Raw genomic sequence first — 16,220 nt, forward strand, 5'->3', positions numbered from 1 at the left:
CCACGCCCAATTGCGGGACGCGCCAGAGGCACGCCTCGAGGTCCAGTCGGTGCACGTCCCGTAGAAACAGGCGTGCTGATTTTGTCCACGCCGCCTAGCGACGACCTTCGCGGGCCTCACCTTCCTCCCGATCGCCGGGGATGAGGACATCGTGCCCTGCACCGCCGTTTGGACCACCAACAATTCAAACCCAGCTCTGCATCGGTTTCTGGAGATCGCGCGCGAGACCGCCACACGGAGCGCCGCCGACGAGCGCAAGCTGCGTTCGGAGTAAACCTGAGGGCGCTCAGCAAACTTACGGCGAACCATTGAGGTCCCCAAATACGGGGTCGCGAGTAGGCCAGTTGCGCCCCAGTAAATCGATTTCGCCTCCATCGCCGCACACCCTTCGGTAAGTTTGATTTCAACGGCCTTCTAGACGCCGACATGCGGTGCGCGTCACCACCGACCCCGCCAAGCGCTGTCTTCGCGCCTTTCGCTCAATGAGCGGCACTGGTGTCAATCGGCCCCTTGGGCTTGGGGGCGAACCAGATGAGCGTCGCCGCCAGAGCAAAGCATAGACCGACGACGGCAAACACATTGAGCGTCGCCAGCATCACGCTCTGCCCCTCTACAATGTTGGTCAGCATGGCAGTCGCCGTCTCCCGAGACATGCCCCCAGAGACCAAGCCGTCGAGCGTTTCCCCACCCTGTGTCATGGCCCCTGCTAGTTCGGCTTGGTTCTCGCGCGCTGCGTGCGCCCAACCGGTTTGCACGAGCGAAGCGGCGAAGGCGCCGGCGATGGTGCGCATGAAGTTGGAAATGCCGGCAGCGTCGGCCTGTTCTTCCGTATTCACGCTGGCCATGCACAGGCCGGTCACGGGAACGAAGAACATCATCATGAACAGGCCGGTCAGCAGCATCGGCCACGCCATTTGCATGAAGGTGATGTCCGGCGTGAAGCCGGTTCGCCAAAGCGATATGCCGGCGAGTCCCATGATCCCGAGAAAGATGATCAAACGAGCGTCGAGCTTGGCGACGACCTGCCCCACGATCGGCGCCGTGAGGACGGCAAGTACGCCCATCAAACCGGTCGCGTAGCCGGCCCAGGTTGCCGTATAGCCCATATTCTGTTGGAGCCAGAGCGGGATGATCACAACCATCGCGAAGAAGGCGCCATAACCCAGCGCGTAGGTGGTCGACCCCGCCGCAAAACCGCGATGTCTGAACACCCGCAGGTTTACTATCGGCTCCTTTTCCGTCAGCTCCCAGATCAGAAATGCAACGAAGCCAACCGCGGCGATGACCGCCAGCCAGCGAATTTCCGCCGCCGCGAACCAGTCGTGATTACGGCCCTCGTCGAGCAGTATCTGGAGAGCGGCGATCCACACGACCAGCAGACCGAGCCCGACCGCATCGATTCGCGCCCTCACGGTAGGCTCTGCGCGACCCCGCAGCAGAACGAGCAGGCCTGCACCGCCCATCGCTGCGAGCGGCACGTTGATGAAAAAGATCCATTCCCAACCGATATTGTCCGAAATGACACCGCCTAGGATCGGCCCTGCGACGGGCGCGATGGTGGTCGTCATCGCCCAGATGATCGTCGCTGTCGTTGCCCTCTCGGACGGGAAGATGCGCAGCAGCAGCGTTTGCGACAACGGCATGATGGTGCCGCCGGCAAAACCCAGCAAAATACGCCCGGCAATCAGCATCCCCAACGATGTCGACAGACCGCACAGAAACGACAGGATTCCAAAGGCCAGATAGGAAACGATGAACACGCGCTGCGCGCCGAAGCGTCGCGCCAGCCAACCAGTCAGCGGCACCGTGATCGCCTCTGCGACCGCATAGGACGTGATCACCCAACTGGCCTGCGACGCCGACACGCCCAGGCCGCCGGCAATATGGGGAATGGAGACGTTGGCGATGGTGGTGTCGAGCACGACGAGGAAATTGCCGAGGCCAATCAGGATCGCGGCCGTGATCAGCTTTGCGCCGGTCAACGGTTGCGCCGCCGCGCCCTGATGCTGGTGAGTATCGGCCATGAGCGATCACTCCAACCGATCAGCGGGAAAGGTCGATATCGGCCGTCATCGACAGGCCGACCCGCAGCGGGTGCTCGGCGAGTTGTCGAGGGTCGAGCCTTATCCGCACAGGCAGACGTTGGACGACCTTGATCCAGTTGCCCGTCGCATTCTGCGCAGGGACGACAGCGAAGGCGGAGCCGGTCCCCCCAGAGAACCCGACAACGGTCCCACGATACTCGACGTCGTCGCCATAGAGATCCGATGTCAATTTGACGGCCTGGCCGGGCCTGACCTTGGCGAGCTGACCTTCTTTGAAATTGGCATCCACGTAAGTGGAGCCGATCGGCACCACCACCATCAGCATTGCGCCCGGCGCGACGCGCTGACCGACCTGCACCTGACGGCGTGAAACGATCCCATCGACCGGTGATCGCAGCACGGTACGGGTCAGGTCCACGCGGGCTTGATCTCGCGTGGCGCGGGCTCCCAACACTTCGGGATTATCGTCGACAGCGGTCTTGTCGATCAACACCCGGTTGGCGTCGCGGCTGCCGATCGCCGAGGTGCGATTGGCGGAAGCCTGGACGCGCGCGGCTCGCGCCGCTTTCACGTTGGCGACGGCCGTACTGTACGCGCCGCGCGCCGAGCTGACCTCCTCGCCCGAGACCGAACCTGAGGCCGCAAGCGCTTCCCGACGGTTGAGATCGATCGACGCCTTCTGCATGTCCGCCATCGCGGCGGAAAGTTGCGCGTCCGCGCGGGTCTCATCGGCCGCCCGTGCATCGATCTGCGCGCTGAGACCGCTATCGTTGGCGATAAGGCCCCGTACCCGCCGTTCGGTTTGCGCCAGGTCCGCCTCGGCTCGCGCCAGTACGAGGCGAGCGTCGGTATCGTCGAGCCGAACCAATATGTCGCCGCGCTTGACCGTCAGCGCATCGTCCACCAGCACCTCACGAACCGCGCCGCCCACCAGCGGCGTCACCTGAGCGACGTTCGCCCCGACATAGGCGTTGTCCGTTTCGATGTGGTCGGCGACAATCAGCCAGTCATAGGCCGTGTACCCCGCCCCTAGAATCGCGACGGTCGCCCCCAGGCCGATGAAGAGGCGTTTGCGCTTACTGTGCCGTTTCGCGTCGGCCGCATCATCTTCGGGGATGGCGACGCGTGTATCTAGCTCGCCGCTGTTGGTCTCGTCTGACATCAGTATCCCTTTCAGGAACGAAAGCCGCCGCCGAGCGCCCGGATCAGCGCGACGTCGAGGGCGAAAGAACGGGTTTTCATGGAGGTGACGCTGCGGCGGGTCGCGATAAGCGCATCTTCGGCGGTGAGTACGTCCAGGTAGGTGGCAAGCCCGCCGCGGTAGCGGTTGGTCGCCACTCGCCAGGCGACGGTAGCGGCACGATCGGCCTCCTCGGCGCGATCGAGCCGCTGCTGGAGCGCCCGGTCGCTTCCGATCGCATCTGCCACTTCGCGCAACGCCTGAGCGAGTGCCCCGTCATATTGCGCGACCGCAGCGTGATAATCCGCTTCGGCTGCGCGGTACTGACCGCGCAAGCGCCCACCGTCGAAGATTGGCAGACTGATCGCGGGACCGACCGTGCCAAATTCCGAGCCTGACTTGAACACATTGCCGATGCCGAGCGCCTGCAGACCGATCACGCCGGCAAGGTTCACGTTCGGGTAAAAGGATGCCTTCGCTTGCTTGATCCGGCTCGCGGCAGCCTCGCTGCGCAGACGCGCCGCAAGCACATCCGGACGCCGCCCGATCAGCTCGGCCGGGAGGTTTGACGGCACGCCCGCATTGGTGGGGATCGTAAGCGACGGTCTGGTGATCTCCATCCCACGATCCGGGCCTGCCCCAATCAGAACAGCGATGCGGTTACGCGAAAGCGTAAGCGCCTCGTCCAGGCTGGCGCGTTCTCCTTGGGCTGTGGCCAATGCCGACTGGGCACGCTCGATGGCGCCATCATGCTCAAGCCCCTGCGTGCGGCGTTCCCGCATCAGCGCCAGCGTCCTGGTCCGCACCTCGATGGCATGTTCAGCGGCATCTCGTTCGGCATAGAGCCCGGCCAGATCCACATAGGCACCAGCGACCCCGGCCGAGACGGCAAGCCGCGCGGCGGCGGCTTCCATCCGCGCCGCCTGAGCTTCGGAACGCGCAGCGGCCAGGGCCGCCCTGTTGCGCCCCCAGAAGTCCAGTTCCCAGTCGAGCCGCAACGAACCCTGCCCGTAGTCGGGCCACCCCTTGGGCGCGAAGGCTTCGGGAACGAGATAATTATAGCTCTGCTTGGTCGCGCCGCCTTCGGCGCTCCCATTCAGGGATGGCAGCAGTACGTTGCGCGTTTGACGGACCAGCGCCTCGGCTCGGGCGTAGCGGGCTTCGGCGACCCGCAGATCGGAAGCCCCTTCCAGTCCTTCTGTAATCAATGCCGTAAGTTGAGGATCGGCGAAGTCCGTCCACCAACCCTCCCCCGGCCATTCTTGTTGTCCCGATGGCGAGCCCAGCATGCGCGCGATGCTCGGCGCGGGGATGACGCGCGGCGCGGGCGCCATTTCGGGAACGGCGGCGCATCCACCCAGCAGCAGACTCGCGATCAAACTGAGCATCGTGGATAGCCCGCTGTATCGCGCTAAGCGATGCAAGAATCTCACAGGAAAACGCGCCTCCGATTAATAACCGTACTGTACGGTCGGTTAAGCGCTTGTGCTTGTCATTGTCAATCCTAAACCGTACAGGTCTGTACAGGCAGGAGGCCGGAATGAGAGTGAAGTCGGACGAGCGCCGCGATGCGATCCTTCGCGCCGCGACAGAGATATTCCTGGATATCGGCTACGCCAACGCCAGCATGGCGATGATCTCTACCCGCATCGGCGGGTCGAAAAGCACGCTGTACGGCTACTTTAAGTCCAAAGAGGAGTTGTTCGCCGCCGCGATGATGGCCGTGATGGAAGAGCAAGCGCAGCAGATCGTTGCTTTGCTCGATATCTCCGAGCCCGATACGCGATTGGCGCTTTGTAGGTTCGGTAAGGCTCTTTTAGCGATGCTCATGGCACCGGATACCGTCGCCATAATGCGCGCAGCGATCGCCGAAGGTGGAAATTCCAAGCTGGGCGCACTGCTATATGAACAGGGCGCGGCTGCCGGATGGAAGGAGATGGCCGCCTACATCGTCCACCTCCAGGAGAGGGGTTCGCTCCGCCCGGCTGATCCGCTGGTTGCGGCAGCCCACCTCAAGGGTCTCCTCGAGACGGGGTTCGTTGACCCATTGTTGTTCGGGGCCGAACCTTGGTTCGAGCCGGACGAGGCAGTGGCTGCCGCCGTCGATGCTTTCCTAAAGATGTATGGAAGCTGATCATTCTGATCGGCTTCGTGTTACGAGTCTAGAGCGGCACTCCCAGGCGTGCTCACTGGCAACTCAATCCCCTACGCTAACCACGCAATGATGCGCTGGTGCCATGCGCGAAAGAGACCGCGCTGAATATCAGCTCGAAGGCTGCGTTGATGGCCTGGCGCCCGGCGGCTAAGATTTGCAAGCGAGCCGCGCGACTCAGTTCGTCATAGCGAGGCGCCGACGCACCTTGCCCGCGCGTTCTCGCAAGGTTCCAATGTCGCGTTTCGGAGGCGCGCCGAAGAGCCGGTTATATTCGCGGCTGAATTGGGACGGGCTCTCATAGCCGACCTGAAATGCGGCGCTGGCTGCGTCTATACCCTCATTCAGCATCATTCGCCGCGCCTCGTTCAGCCGCATCCACTTCTGATATTGCAGCGGGCTCATCGCAGTGAGCTGCCGGAAGTGATGGTGAAGAGTGGATGTACTCATTTGCACATGGGCCGCGAGTCCTTCGATACGCAGCGGCCCAGCATAGTTCACCTTGATCCAGTCGATGGCTCTGGCGATGCGTTGGCTGTGGCTTCCGACCGCTGCGATCTGCAACAGGCGCGGCGCAACATCGCTCTTTAACAGACGAAAATGGATCTCCCGCTCGATGAGCGGCGCGAGAACTGGGATTTCATCTGGCCTATCGAGCAAGGCGAGCAAGCGGTCGAACGGCTCCAGCAACGCCGGGGTGACCGTCCCGAGAGCGGCGCTTCCATCAGTACCGCGATCCCGTGAGGCAGGGAGGCGCACATGCCCCGCAAGCTCGGTAATGACGCGCAGGTCGAGCCGCAGCGCCAAGCCTAAGCAGGGCTTGTCAGGGCTTGCCTGCAGGACCTGTGAGCTTCCGGGCAGATCGAGCGAAGCAATCAGGAAGCGGGCGACGTCGTAGGTATAGGCCTGATCGCCGATCAGCAGTTGTTTGGCGCCCTGGGCGACGAAAACGATGCTAGGCTCGATGAGGCACGGATTGGGTTCAGTGAGCTTCTCGCGTCGGAAAAACGTGAGGTAGGGTATCGCTGTCGCGCAGTCCTCGTTGCCCACGGTCCGGCGCCCGATCACGTCAGCCAACTGGTCCAGAAGAGCGTTCTGTGCGCGCGGCGACACGTCGAACAATTCTTGATCTGACATGGAATCCTCCGGGCGCTTCATGCAGCCCTTGTATTCCAGACTCCTCCTTCTGTCTGGAAGAAAATCGGCGCGCCGGACAATCAGGCAAGAAAATGGCCGGATCGTTCTACCGCACCCGGCATCGACCATGAAAAGATGCAATCTCTGTAGATTTCTGGCGATTGTCGGTCGCCGCACAACGGAGGTTCGAAATGATCAAGGACAAGGTCGTCATTATCACCGGGGCTTCATCGGGTATTGGCGAGGCCACCGCGAAGCTGCTCGCGAGCAAGGGCGCCAAGGTCGTCTTGGGCGCGCGGCGCGACGACAAGCTCAAGCAGATCGTCGCCGAGATCGAAGCAGGCGGCGGCGAGGCGTCCTATCGGGAACTGGACGTGACGAAGCAGGCCGACAACGACGCGATCGTCAGCCTGGCCAAGGAACGCTTCGGTCGGGTGGACGCCATCTTCCTCAACGCCGGCATCATGCCGAATTCGCAGCTCTCCGCGCTCAAGACCGATGACTGGCACCAGATGGTGGATGTCAACATCAAGGGCGTGCTCAACGGCGTCGCGGCGGTATTGCCGACATTCACCGAACAGAAATTCGGTCACGTCATCACGACATCCTCGGTTGCCGGCCTCAAAGCCTACCCGGGCGGCGCAGTCTATGGCGGCACCAAGTGGTTCGTGCGCGACTTCATGGAGGTCCTGCGGATGGAATCGGCCCTCGAGGGGACGAACATCCGCACCGCTACGATCTATCCCGCCGCCATCAACACCGAACTGCTGAATGCGATTAGCGACCAAACTACCGCCGAGGCGGCGCAGAAGGTCTACGCGCAGTACGGGATTTCCCCCGAGCGGATCGCCGACATCGTCGCGTTCGCGATCGACGCGCCTGAAGACACGACGATCAACGAAATCACCGTGGGTCCGGCCAATCAGCCCTGGTGACGGCACAGGACGCCGTCCCGCGGAGCCGGGATATCCCTGTCGGACAACGGCGTGCCTCCATCGCTCATCATGACAAACCGTCAGTTGAGCAAGTTGCAACTCTCAGCCGTCGCAAAGACGTGCAAATGACCAAGAGGTAACTCGGCATGACGCAGCAAAAAGATACCGAAAGAGGCTCGGCTTCTGTCCTCGAAGTGGACGCAGACCGGCGCAACCTGCTGAAGGCAACGGCCGCTGGTGTGACCGCGCTGGGGTTCACGTCAATGTTCAACGTCAGCGATGCGGAGGCACAAGACATGTCGAACGGTGCTGCGAACTTCTACAAGAGCGACACGGCGACGCTTGAGAAGGTCACCTTCAAGAGTGCGTACAATACCAATGTCGTCGCCAATCAGCATGTGGCGAAAACCCTGGACCGGAACGCCAAGCATCCCGCGATCATCGTGAGCCACCCGATGGGCGCTGTGAAAGAGCAGAGCGCCAACCTCTACGCCGCCAAAATGGCGGAGCAGGGCTTCGTCACACTCGCGATCGATCTGCCCTTCTGGGGCGAAAGCGACGGGCAACCGCGTCAGGCCGTCTCCCCGGATTTCTACGCGGAAGCGTATAGCGCCGCTGCGGACTATCTCGGCACTTTACCGTTCGTCGATCGTGAACGCATCGGCGTGATCGGCATCTGCGGCAGTGGCGGTTTTGCGCTGAGCGCGGCCAAGATCGACCCGCGCCTGAAGGCGATCGCTACGGTTAGCATGTACGATCATGGCACGCTGTACCGCAAAGGCCTCGGCGGCAAGCAGACGCCGGAACAGTTTCAGGCGTTTCTCGCCGAGGGCGCTCAGCAACGGGTCGCGGAAGCGGCCGGCGCGCCGGTGCGCTACACAGCCGGAGCTCCGACCGAGCTTACCGGCAACGCCATCGGCGACGAGTTCTACGATTTCTATCGGACGTCACGTGGCGAGGTGACCCCAGCCTACGCATCGCCGAAGACAAGCTCGATGCCGACGATGGTGACGAACGTGAAGTTCGTGAATTTCTATCCGCTCGAAAATCTCGACACGGTGTCGCCTCGGCCCCTGCTTTTCATCGCCGGCGACCAGGCGCATTCGAAGGAATTCAGCGAGCTGGCTTTCGGCAAGGCGGCCGAGCCGAAGGAACTGCATTGGGTCAGGGGTGCCGGGCACGTTGACCTTTATGATCGCGTGAACCTCATCCCCTTCGACAAGCTCAAGTCGTTCTTCGATCAGCACCTGAGCGCCTGAGGAATAGGCCGGCTTTAGCGATCTCCGCCAGAGCCGGCCGAAAGATCGACATGGCGTCGCTGAGATGACCGCAAGCTCTTACGAAGTGGCAGCCGAAACTGTCGTTCAGGCGGTCGGCCCGAATATCGGCTGCCGCCCTGCGGGCCTGACTACCCAAAAGGTGCACAAATGAAAAAACTAGTCCTCAGCGTTGCTGTGTCTCTATTTCCTCTGGCCGTTCAGGCGCAGGAATTCCGGCTTACGAGCAGCGATGTACGTAGCGGCGAACAGATCGCGCATGCCTATGTCCTCAATGGTTCCGGATGTTCCGGTCAGGACATGTCTCCCGAGCTTTCCTGGTCTGGCGAACCCGAGGGCACCAAGAGCTTCGCGGTTACGATGTTCGATTCCGATGCCCCTACCGGAAGCGGCTGGTGGCATTGGACCATGGTGAACATCCCCAGGGGCGTTCACAACCTGCCGACCGATGCAGGCAACAAGAGCGGAACAAATGCACCTCCGGGAGCCGTACAGGGAAGAACGGACTTCGGCGGGCCCGGCTACGGCGGGGCGTGCCCTCCGGCTGGAGACCAAACCCATCACTATCACTTCAAAGTCTGGGCGTTGAAGGTCGAGCAGCTGCCGGTCGATAGCGAGTCTAGCGGGGCGTTGGTAGGTTATATGCTGAATACCAACAGCATCGCGAGTGCCGAACTCGTTCCCGTTTCTACGCGATAGGGATTGTGCGCCGACGCCCGCCCGTGCTTGCGCCCGGTAATATCCGACTCGCCTTCGGGGATGTTCAGCGGGTTGCCCTGGCAGCGCTCGGCAAACTGACAATCGAGGATTTCTCCCTGATCGGCGAGCCCATCAGCGGGAGATGTGGATGTCCGGACGGACGTCCCCCCTTATTTGATAGGATTGAACGACATGAACCCAACCTATGATTTCCAGGGCAAGGTTGCCCTCGTGACGGGCGCCAGTGCCGGCATGGGGCTCGCAACAGCTCGTGCCTTTGCCGAAGCCGGAGCGGCAGTCGTACTGGCCGACATCAGGGAAGAAGGCGTGAGCGCGGCAGCCAGGGTTTTGGTCGCCGCTGGAGGTCGGGCGATAGCGGTGCGCTGCGACACCCGCGACGACGATCAGGTGGCCATGATGGTTGGGCGCGCCGTCAACGAGTTCGGCCGCCTCGACTTCGCCTTCAACAACGCCGGCGTCATGGCAAAGGTGGCCCCGCTGGCAGAAAGCACCCGCGACGATTGGGATCGGGTGATTGGCGTGAATCTGCGCGGCGTTTGGAACTGCATGAAGCATCAGTTGCGCCAGATGCAGCAGCAGGGCGGCGGCGCGATCGTCAACAACGCGTCGGTCGGCGGGGAAAAGGGCGACCCAGGTGTCAGCCCCTACACGGCGTCCAAGCATGGCGTGATCGGCCTGACCCGGACAGCCGCACTCGAATACGTCCGGCTTGGCATCCGCGTGAACGCGGTGAACCCCGGCGTGGTCGACACCCAGATCGCCCGTGATGTCGTCAGGGGCGACGACCAGGCCTACGCAGAGATGGTGGGCAAGGTTCCGATGGGACGCGCCGGCACGTCCGAGGAGATCGCGGCCGCGGTCCTGTGGCTATGCAGCCCAGGCGCCAGCTACGTGGTCGGCCAGGCCGTTACCGTGGACGGCGGACTGACGGTCGGCTGACCGCTTCTGCTTTGCCCACGATCACCGAACACGGATGCCTCTCACCGGAGGGGCGGCATGGCCCGACCATACAGGAGCCCGGACATGATCCACGACTTTCTTCATATCAGTATCACATGCCGCGATCTGGAGCGGACGATCCGTTTCTACGAGGCGCTCGGCCTCAAGACGATCAAGCGGTTCGGCGAAGTCCAGGAGCAGGGAATTGCTGACGCTTTCCGGCTGCCTACCGCGCGTCTGGCCGTCGCCTATCTCGCCGCCTCCACCGAGGAGGGCCGGATGTTCATCGACTTGGTGCAATGGCTCGATCCCGCAGCGGCCGGCGAAGCGTATCCCGCTCTGAACAATGTGGGCCTCAATCGTTTCGCGCTGCGCGTCTCCGACATGGACGCCACTATCGCGGCGGCAAAGGACAGAGGCGTCACTTTCCTTACCGATGAGCCGCAGAGCGTCGGCGACGAAGGAATGCGGTTCATCGTCGCCACTGATCCTGACGGCGTGTTTGTCCAGCTTATTGAGGGCTTCTGAGGGACGCCTGATGTCTTCCCGCGTTTGCACCTGAAAATGCCCCGCAGCTTGTCTGTGCCAATTGTCAGTCCGTCTGACCCACCTGAGGAGAAGTAGACATGCAATATCGCCAGCTTGGCCGTTCAGGCCTGAGAGTATCGACGCTCATTCTCGGAACGATGTCGTTCGGCGGCAAAGGGATGTTCGGGATGGTCGCCGACAACGGGGTCGCAGAAGCCCGCCGCCAGATCGACATGCTGCTCGACGCCGGCGTCAACATGGTCGATACGGCGGACATCTATTCGATGGGCGAGTCCGAGAGAATCGTCGGCGAAGCGCTCAAGGGCAAGCGCGATCAGGTGCTGATCGCCTCGAAGGTCCGGTCCCCGGTCGGCGAAGGGCCGAACGAAGGCGGCCTGTCGCGCCACCATATCAAGCGCGGATGCGAGGCGAGCCTGAAGCGGCTGGGCACCGACCACCTCGATCTCTACTGGGCGCACGAGTGGGACGGCGCCACGCCGCTGGAAGAAACCCTGCGCGCGTTCGAGGACCTCCGGACCGAGGGCAAGATCAACTATTTCGGCATCTCGAACTGGGCCGGATGGCACCTCATGAAGGCGCTCGGCATCTCTGAGCGCGAAGGCCTCATCCGCCCGGTCGCGCAGCAGATCTACTACTCTCTCCAGTCACGCGAGGCCGAATATGAGCTCATGCCGATCAGCGTCGATCAGGACGTCTCGATCGTTGCCTGGTCGCCGCTTGCCGCCGGCCTGCTGGGAGGCAAGTTCACGCGCGACAACCCTAGGCCGGAAGGCACCCGCCAGGTCGCAGGTTGGCCGGAACCTCCAATGCGCGATTGGGAAGCGCTGTGGCGGATCGTCGACGAACTGACCGCGATTGCCAACGAGCGTAAGGCAACCCCGGCGCAAGTCGCGCTGGCTTGGCTGCTGACGCGCCCCGGCGTCGCGGCGTTGGTCATCGGGGCGCGCAATGAGGTGCAGCTTTCCGAAAACCTGGTCGCTGCGGACATCACACTGTCGCCCGAGGAAGTGCGCCGGCTGGAAGAAGTCAGCCGCCCCCCGCTCCTTTATCCATATTGGCACCAGAAGGCGAACGCGACTGAGCGCCTGTCTGCGGCGGATCACGCCCTGCTGGACCAGCATCCTAAACCGTACTGACGAGGCACTAGCCGCCGTCAGCGCTGCGTTCGTGCCAATCGATCAACGGGCGGCACTCGCGTCGATCGGCTGTTGGGCTTGGATGCGAACCAGATCAGGTCGTGACCACGAAATGATGTCCCGCGGAGCACGGGGCGGCTACGGCCTTACTTTTACGTTGAGGGACTCGGCCCGCGACCTCCACGTTGATTGCGGGGACGCTGTAATATCGAAAGTGAATGGCTTAGGCGCGATCACGCGGTCTGCAGCCGAAGGCCGCGCTACGGCGCAGCGCGCTGAACTTCAGCGCTTCTTGAGTGAATGGTGCGGGTGGTCGGAATCGAACCGACACTCCTTGCGGAACCGGATTTTGAAGGGAGTCGCGTTTACAAAAAAGCGGTGCCGTTGCCCTAGTCGGCGCTTCATCAGATCCTGATTTCCGTGATCCACGCACCTGTGCGGCACCTAGTACAACGACGATGTCACCGTCCGATGTGTACGCCATAGCCCTCTATTTCCCGATTGATTGTCGTGAGGGCTTCCACCGTTCGCGACCTATTGCTTTCTATCTCCTCACCCGCACATCAAGAGGAGTTGCAACATGAACGCGACGGCCAACCCACACATCGAAAAAACGATCAGACGACAGCAGTTGGGTGAGATAGTGCCGTTAGCTGACAGCACGATCTACGAAATGGAACAGCGGGGGGAATTTCCGCGACGCTTCGCTTTGACCCCACGATGCGTGGTTTGGGATCTGGGCGAGGTTCAGGCATGGCTCGCGGCCCGTCGCTCAAAACCAATTCTCCGTGCGCCCGGCCCCGACGTGAAACAACGTCGAGCCCGCCCGGTCAAAGAGCAGGATCGGGCGCCAGGATCGGCATCGACGGCGGGATGAGCGTTGGCACGTACTTCTTGCCATCGACCCAGGCGACCAAAATGTCCGACCACTCCTGCATCATGTGCCTTCGCTGTACCTCATACTCGGCTTTGTTGTAGACGCCGCGCGACGAGCGCCCGTCCTCATGCGCCAGGCACTTTTCGATCCAGTCGCTGTTAAAGCCGAGCTCGTTCAGCAGAGTCGAACCTGTCCGCCGCAGATCGTGCACCGTAAACGGCTCCAACGGCAAACCTTCCGCCTTCGCCCGTTCGACAACTGCGTAGGTAACCCGATTGAAGGTGGCGCGCGACATCGGGGCATCTGCGTCGTACCGCGACGGCAGAAGGTATCTTGAATTTCCCGCACAGGTCTTCAGGGCAATCATGATGTCGAGCACTTGGCGCGACAGGTAGACGTTATGCGGTTTCGAGCGCTTCATCCGTTCCTTCGGAATCGTCCAAACCGCATTCTCGAAGTCAACTTCGTCCCAAACCGCGTCCTGCAGTTCGCTCTTCCGCACCATCGTTAGGAGATAGAGCCGCATTCCCAGACGGATCGTAGGAAGCGTGGCGACGTGTTCGAGTTGCTTCAGCATCACCCGAATTTCAGAGGGCGAAAGCGAGCGGTCCTTCGGCACAAAAGTGGCGATTGATGCCGGCCCCACTTCGTCGGCTGGGTTGGCGACCTTTTCACCATGCAGGATCGCGAAGCCGTAGATCTGCTTGAGGATATCTCGCACATGGATAGCCGTCGCCGGGGCACCACGTTCAACGATACCGCCGCAATGGGCTCTTAGATCGTCTGGCGTGATCTCAGTCAGGAGACGATTTCGCCAGACGGGCAAAAGCTCTCGCTCGAAGATGGAACGCCGCATGGCACGCGTGCTGTCTGCCATCGGCGCGGCGGTGAGCCACTTCTCCCCGAACTCTCCGAAGCTCTTGGCCTCTTTCAGGCGGCGCTTATCGCGCTGCTTCTCGATCGCAGGCGATCGCCCTTCGCCGACGGCACGCCTCGCGTCGATACACTTCTCTCGGGCCCGGGCAAGCGAGATGCCGTCGCGCCCGTACCTGCCCAGGTAGACTGTCTCCCGACGGCCGTTGAGCCTGTAGTCTAGGCGAAATGAGATCGCACCACTGGGCATGACACGGACATACATGCCGTCACGGTCAGCAACTTTGTAAATCTTCTCTTTTGGTTTCAATGCCTTAAGGGCGGCGTCCGTCAGCATCCCTACTGCCTCCTGAAAAGTACCGTCAGTACAAATTCGAGGCTCAGAGACGGATATTCACCATTTATTTCAATGTTTAATACGAAAAAAGTACCGTCACGAGCCTCCTTGCCCCTGACGGTACTTTCAAAAACGCGGCTAAGCAATATGCCCGATGTCCGTCAGGCGGACCGCCAACGACAAACTCTACCCACCGATAGCTGCCAATCGTTATCGACAGGAATTATTTTTGTTTTCAGTCACTTAGATCGTATCATGGCGTAGTTTCGGCGGCGTTCGGATAGGCATAAATCATTCCCACTCGATCGTGCCGGGCGGCTTGCTGGTATAGTCGTAGGTGACGCGGTTGATGCCCTTCACCTCGTTGATGATCCGGGTCGCCACGCGCGGCAGGAAGTCGCCGGGGAACTGGAATGCCTGCGCCGTCATGCCGTCGGTCGAGGTGACCGCACGCAGCGCCAGCACATTGTCGTAGGTCCGCCCGTCGCCCATCACGCCGACCGAGCGCACCGGCAACAGCACCGCGAACGCCTGCCAGATCGTGTCGTACAGCCCGGCGGTGCGGATTTCGTCGAGGTAGATCGCGTCCGCCTTGCGCAAGATGTCGCAGCGCTCGCGCGTCACTTCGCCCGGAATACGGATGGCAAGGCCTGGTCCGGGGAACGGGTGGCGACCGACGAACACGTCGGGCAAGCCTAGTTCGCGACCCAGCGCGCGGACCTCATCCTTGAACAGTTCGCGAAGCGGTTCGACCAGCGCCATGTTCATGCGTTCGGGCAGGCCGCCGACATTGTGGTGGCTCTTGATCGTGACCGATGGACCGCCGGTGAAGCTGACGCTCTCGATCACGTCCGGGTACAGCGTGCCTTGCGCTAGGAACTGCGCGCCGCCGATCTTCTTCGCCTCGCCCTCGAACACGTCGATGAAGGTCTTGCCGATGAACTTGCGCTTGGCTTCGGGGTCGGTGACGCCGGCCAGCCCGTCCATGAACAGGTCCTGCGCGTCCACATGGACCAGCGGGATGTTGTAGTGGCCGCGGAACAGGCTGACGACCTGTTCGGCCTCCCCGGCGCGCAGGATGCCGCCATCGACGAAGACGCAGGTCAGCTGATCGCCGATCGCTTCGTGGATTAGCAGCGCGGCGACCGACGAGTCGACCCCGCCCGACAGGCCGCAGATGACCTTGCCGTCGCCGACCTGCGCGCGGATCTCGGCGATCTTGGCGTCGCGGAATTCGGCCATCGTCCAGTCGCCGGCAAGGCCGCAGACGTGGCGGGCGAAGTTTGCGATCAGCTTGCCGCCATCGGGGGTATGGACGACCTCCGGGTGGAACTGCGCGCCATAATAGCGGCGCTCGTCATCGGCGACGATGGCATAGGGCGCGCCCGGGCTGGTCGCGACCGTGCGGAAGCCCGGGGCGAGTTCGGTGACCTTGTCGCCATGGCTCATCCACACCTGATGGCGTTCGGCCTTTTGCCACAGCCCGTCGAACATCGCGCAGTCGTCGCCGACCTCGATATAGGCCTCGCCGAACTCGCCCGAATTGCCCTTCTCGACCTTTCCACCCAACTGCGCGGTCATCACCTGCTGGCCATAGCAGATGCCGAACACCGGCACTCCCGAATCGAAGATCGCCTGCGGTGCGCGGGGGGAACCGTCGTCGCAGACCGATGCCGGACCGCCCGACAGGATCACGCCCTTGGGCTGCATCCGTGCAAAGGCTTCCTCGGCCTTCTGGAACGGGGCGATTTCGGAATAGACGCCGGCCTCGCGTACGCGACGCGCGATCAGCTGCGTCACCTGGCTGCCGAAGTCGACGATCAGGATGGAATCGGGGGTCTCGTTCATGCCCCCCGATAGCAGAGCGTCGCGCGGGTGCCAGCCCCCTGGGTGGCGAGGTTGGAAGAAGGGGTCGGTTTCACGCGAAGGCGCGGAGACGCGGAGTGGTTGCGCTGGTGGCGATCGACCGCGAACGGGAGCCTTAGCGCCTGTCGCCACGGGGTGAAGGCCGCTGAGGCGGCGGGAGGGCGCTTCTATCGCCCCCTCCCGCGCCCCTGCGTAAA

The 16,220-nt window shown here is 62.3% G+C and carries 14 protein-coding genes; 8 read left to right on the top strand and 6 right to left on the bottom strand.

The annotated features are described in order from the left end of the window. Positions 1-479: 479 nt before the first annotated feature. Genes ASE83_RS12205 through ASE83_RS12215 form a run of 3 tightly spaced genes read right to left on the bottom strand, consistent with a single transcriptional unit; the run spans position 480 to position 4,613 of the window. The gene (locus tag ASE83_RS12205) at positions 480-2,024 is read right to left on the bottom strand and encodes a DHA2 family efflux MFS transporter permease subunit (RefSeq protein WP_055790316.1); all 1,545 of its coding nucleotides are present in this window, start codon (positions 2,022-2,024) and stop codon (positions 480-482) included. A 19-nt stretch (positions 2,025-2,043) separates the two neighbouring features. Next, positions 2,044-3,207, bottom strand: coding sequence for an HlyD family secretion protein (locus ASE83_RS12210; protein WP_055790319.1), 1,164 nt, complete (start codon positions 3,205-3,207; stop codon positions 2,044-2,046). Positions 3,208-3,218: 11 nt separating this feature from the next. Further along, positions 3,219-4,613, bottom strand: coding sequence for an efflux transporter outer membrane subunit (locus ASE83_RS12215; RefSeq protein WP_055790322.1), 1,395 nt, complete (start codon positions 4,611-4,613; stop codon positions 3,219-3,221). Between the two features lie 152 nt (positions 4,614-4,765). On the opposite strand from ASE83_RS12215, the gene ASE83_RS12220 reads away from it, so the two are divergent. Beyond that, positions 4,766-5,359, top strand: a complete 594-nt coding sequence (locus ASE83_RS12220) for a TetR/AcrR family transcriptional regulator (protein ID WP_055790324.1) — start codon at positions 4,766-4,768, stop codon at positions 5,357-5,359. Between the two features lie 195 nt (positions 5,360-5,554). Here ASE83_RS12220 and ASE83_RS12225 read toward each other — a convergent pair whose 3' ends face one another. Continuing rightward, positions 5,555-6,643: an AraC family transcriptional regulator gene (locus ASE83_RS12225; protein WP_200923825.1), complete on the bottom strand. Its 1,089-nt coding sequence runs from the start codon at positions 6,641-6,643 to the stop codon at positions 5,555-5,557. Positions 6,644-6,705: 62 nt separating this feature from the next. On the opposite strand from ASE83_RS12225, the gene ASE83_RS12230 reads away from it, so the two are divergent. The 7 genes from ASE83_RS12230 to ASE83_RS18215 all read left to right on the top strand — a co-directional run bounded on the left by ASE83_RS12230 (position 6,706) and on the right by ASE83_RS18215 (position 12,947). Further along, positions 6,706-7,449, top strand: coding sequence for an SDR family oxidoreductase (locus tag ASE83_RS12230; protein ID WP_055790327.1), 744 nt, complete (start codon positions 6,706-6,708; stop codon positions 7,447-7,449). Between the two features lie 146 nt (positions 7,450-7,595). Continuing rightward, positions 7,596-8,708, top strand: coding sequence for an alpha/beta hydrolase (locus ASE83_RS12235; RefSeq protein WP_082443324.1), 1,113 nt, complete (start codon positions 7,596-7,598; stop codon positions 8,706-8,708). 168 nt (positions 8,709-8,876) lie between these two features. Beyond that, positions 8,877-9,425 carry a kinase inhibitor gene (locus ASE83_RS18210; RefSeq protein ID WP_082443325.1) on the top strand — a complete coding sequence of 183 codons (549 nt, stop codon included), beginning with the start codon at positions 8,877-8,879 and terminating at the stop codon, positions 9,423-9,425. Between the two features lie 192 nt (positions 9,426-9,617). Next, positions 9,618-10,385, top strand: a complete 768-nt coding sequence (locus ASE83_RS12240) for a glucose 1-dehydrogenase (protein ID WP_055790330.1) — start codon at positions 9,618-9,620, stop codon at positions 10,383-10,385. 84 nt (positions 10,386-10,469) lie between these two features. Beyond that, positions 10,470-10,913: a VOC family protein gene (locus ASE83_RS12245; RefSeq protein ID WP_055790333.1), complete on the top strand. Its 444-nt coding sequence runs from the start codon at positions 10,470-10,472 to the stop codon at positions 10,911-10,913. Between the two features lie 98 nt (positions 10,914-11,011). Next, positions 11,012-12,070, top strand: a complete 1,059-nt coding sequence (locus tag ASE83_RS12250; RefSeq protein WP_055790336.1) for an aldo/keto reductase — start codon at positions 11,012-11,014, stop codon at positions 12,068-12,070. A 580-nt stretch (positions 12,071-12,650) separates the two neighbouring features. Next, a complete protein-coding gene (locus ASE83_RS18215) occupies positions 12,651-12,947 on the top strand; it encodes a helix-turn-helix transcriptional regulator (RefSeq protein WP_082443326.1) in 297 nt (98 codons plus the stop codon). Here the strand turns inward: ASE83_RS18215 and ASE83_RS12255 are convergent. After that, complete coding sequence (locus ASE83_RS12255; RefSeq protein ID WP_055790339.1) at positions 12,901-14,157, bottom strand: tyrosine-type recombinase/integrase; 1,257 nt, start codon at positions 14,155-14,157, stop codon at positions 12,901-12,903. The genes ASE83_RS18215 and ASE83_RS12255 overlap by 47 nt on opposite strands. Positions 14,158-14,448: 291 nt before the next feature. Further along, complete coding sequence (guaA, locus tag ASE83_RS12260) at positions 14,449-16,005, bottom strand: glutamine-hydrolyzing GMP synthase (protein WP_055790342.1); 1,557 nt, start codon at positions 16,003-16,005, stop codon at positions 14,449-14,451. Between the last annotated feature and the right edge of the window lie 215 nt (positions 16,006-16,220).

This window comes from Sphingomonas sp. Leaf32, from assembly GCF_001421765.1.
Classification (GTDB): domain Bacteria; phylum Pseudomonadota; class Alphaproteobacteria; order Sphingomonadales; family Sphingomonadaceae; genus Sphingomonas.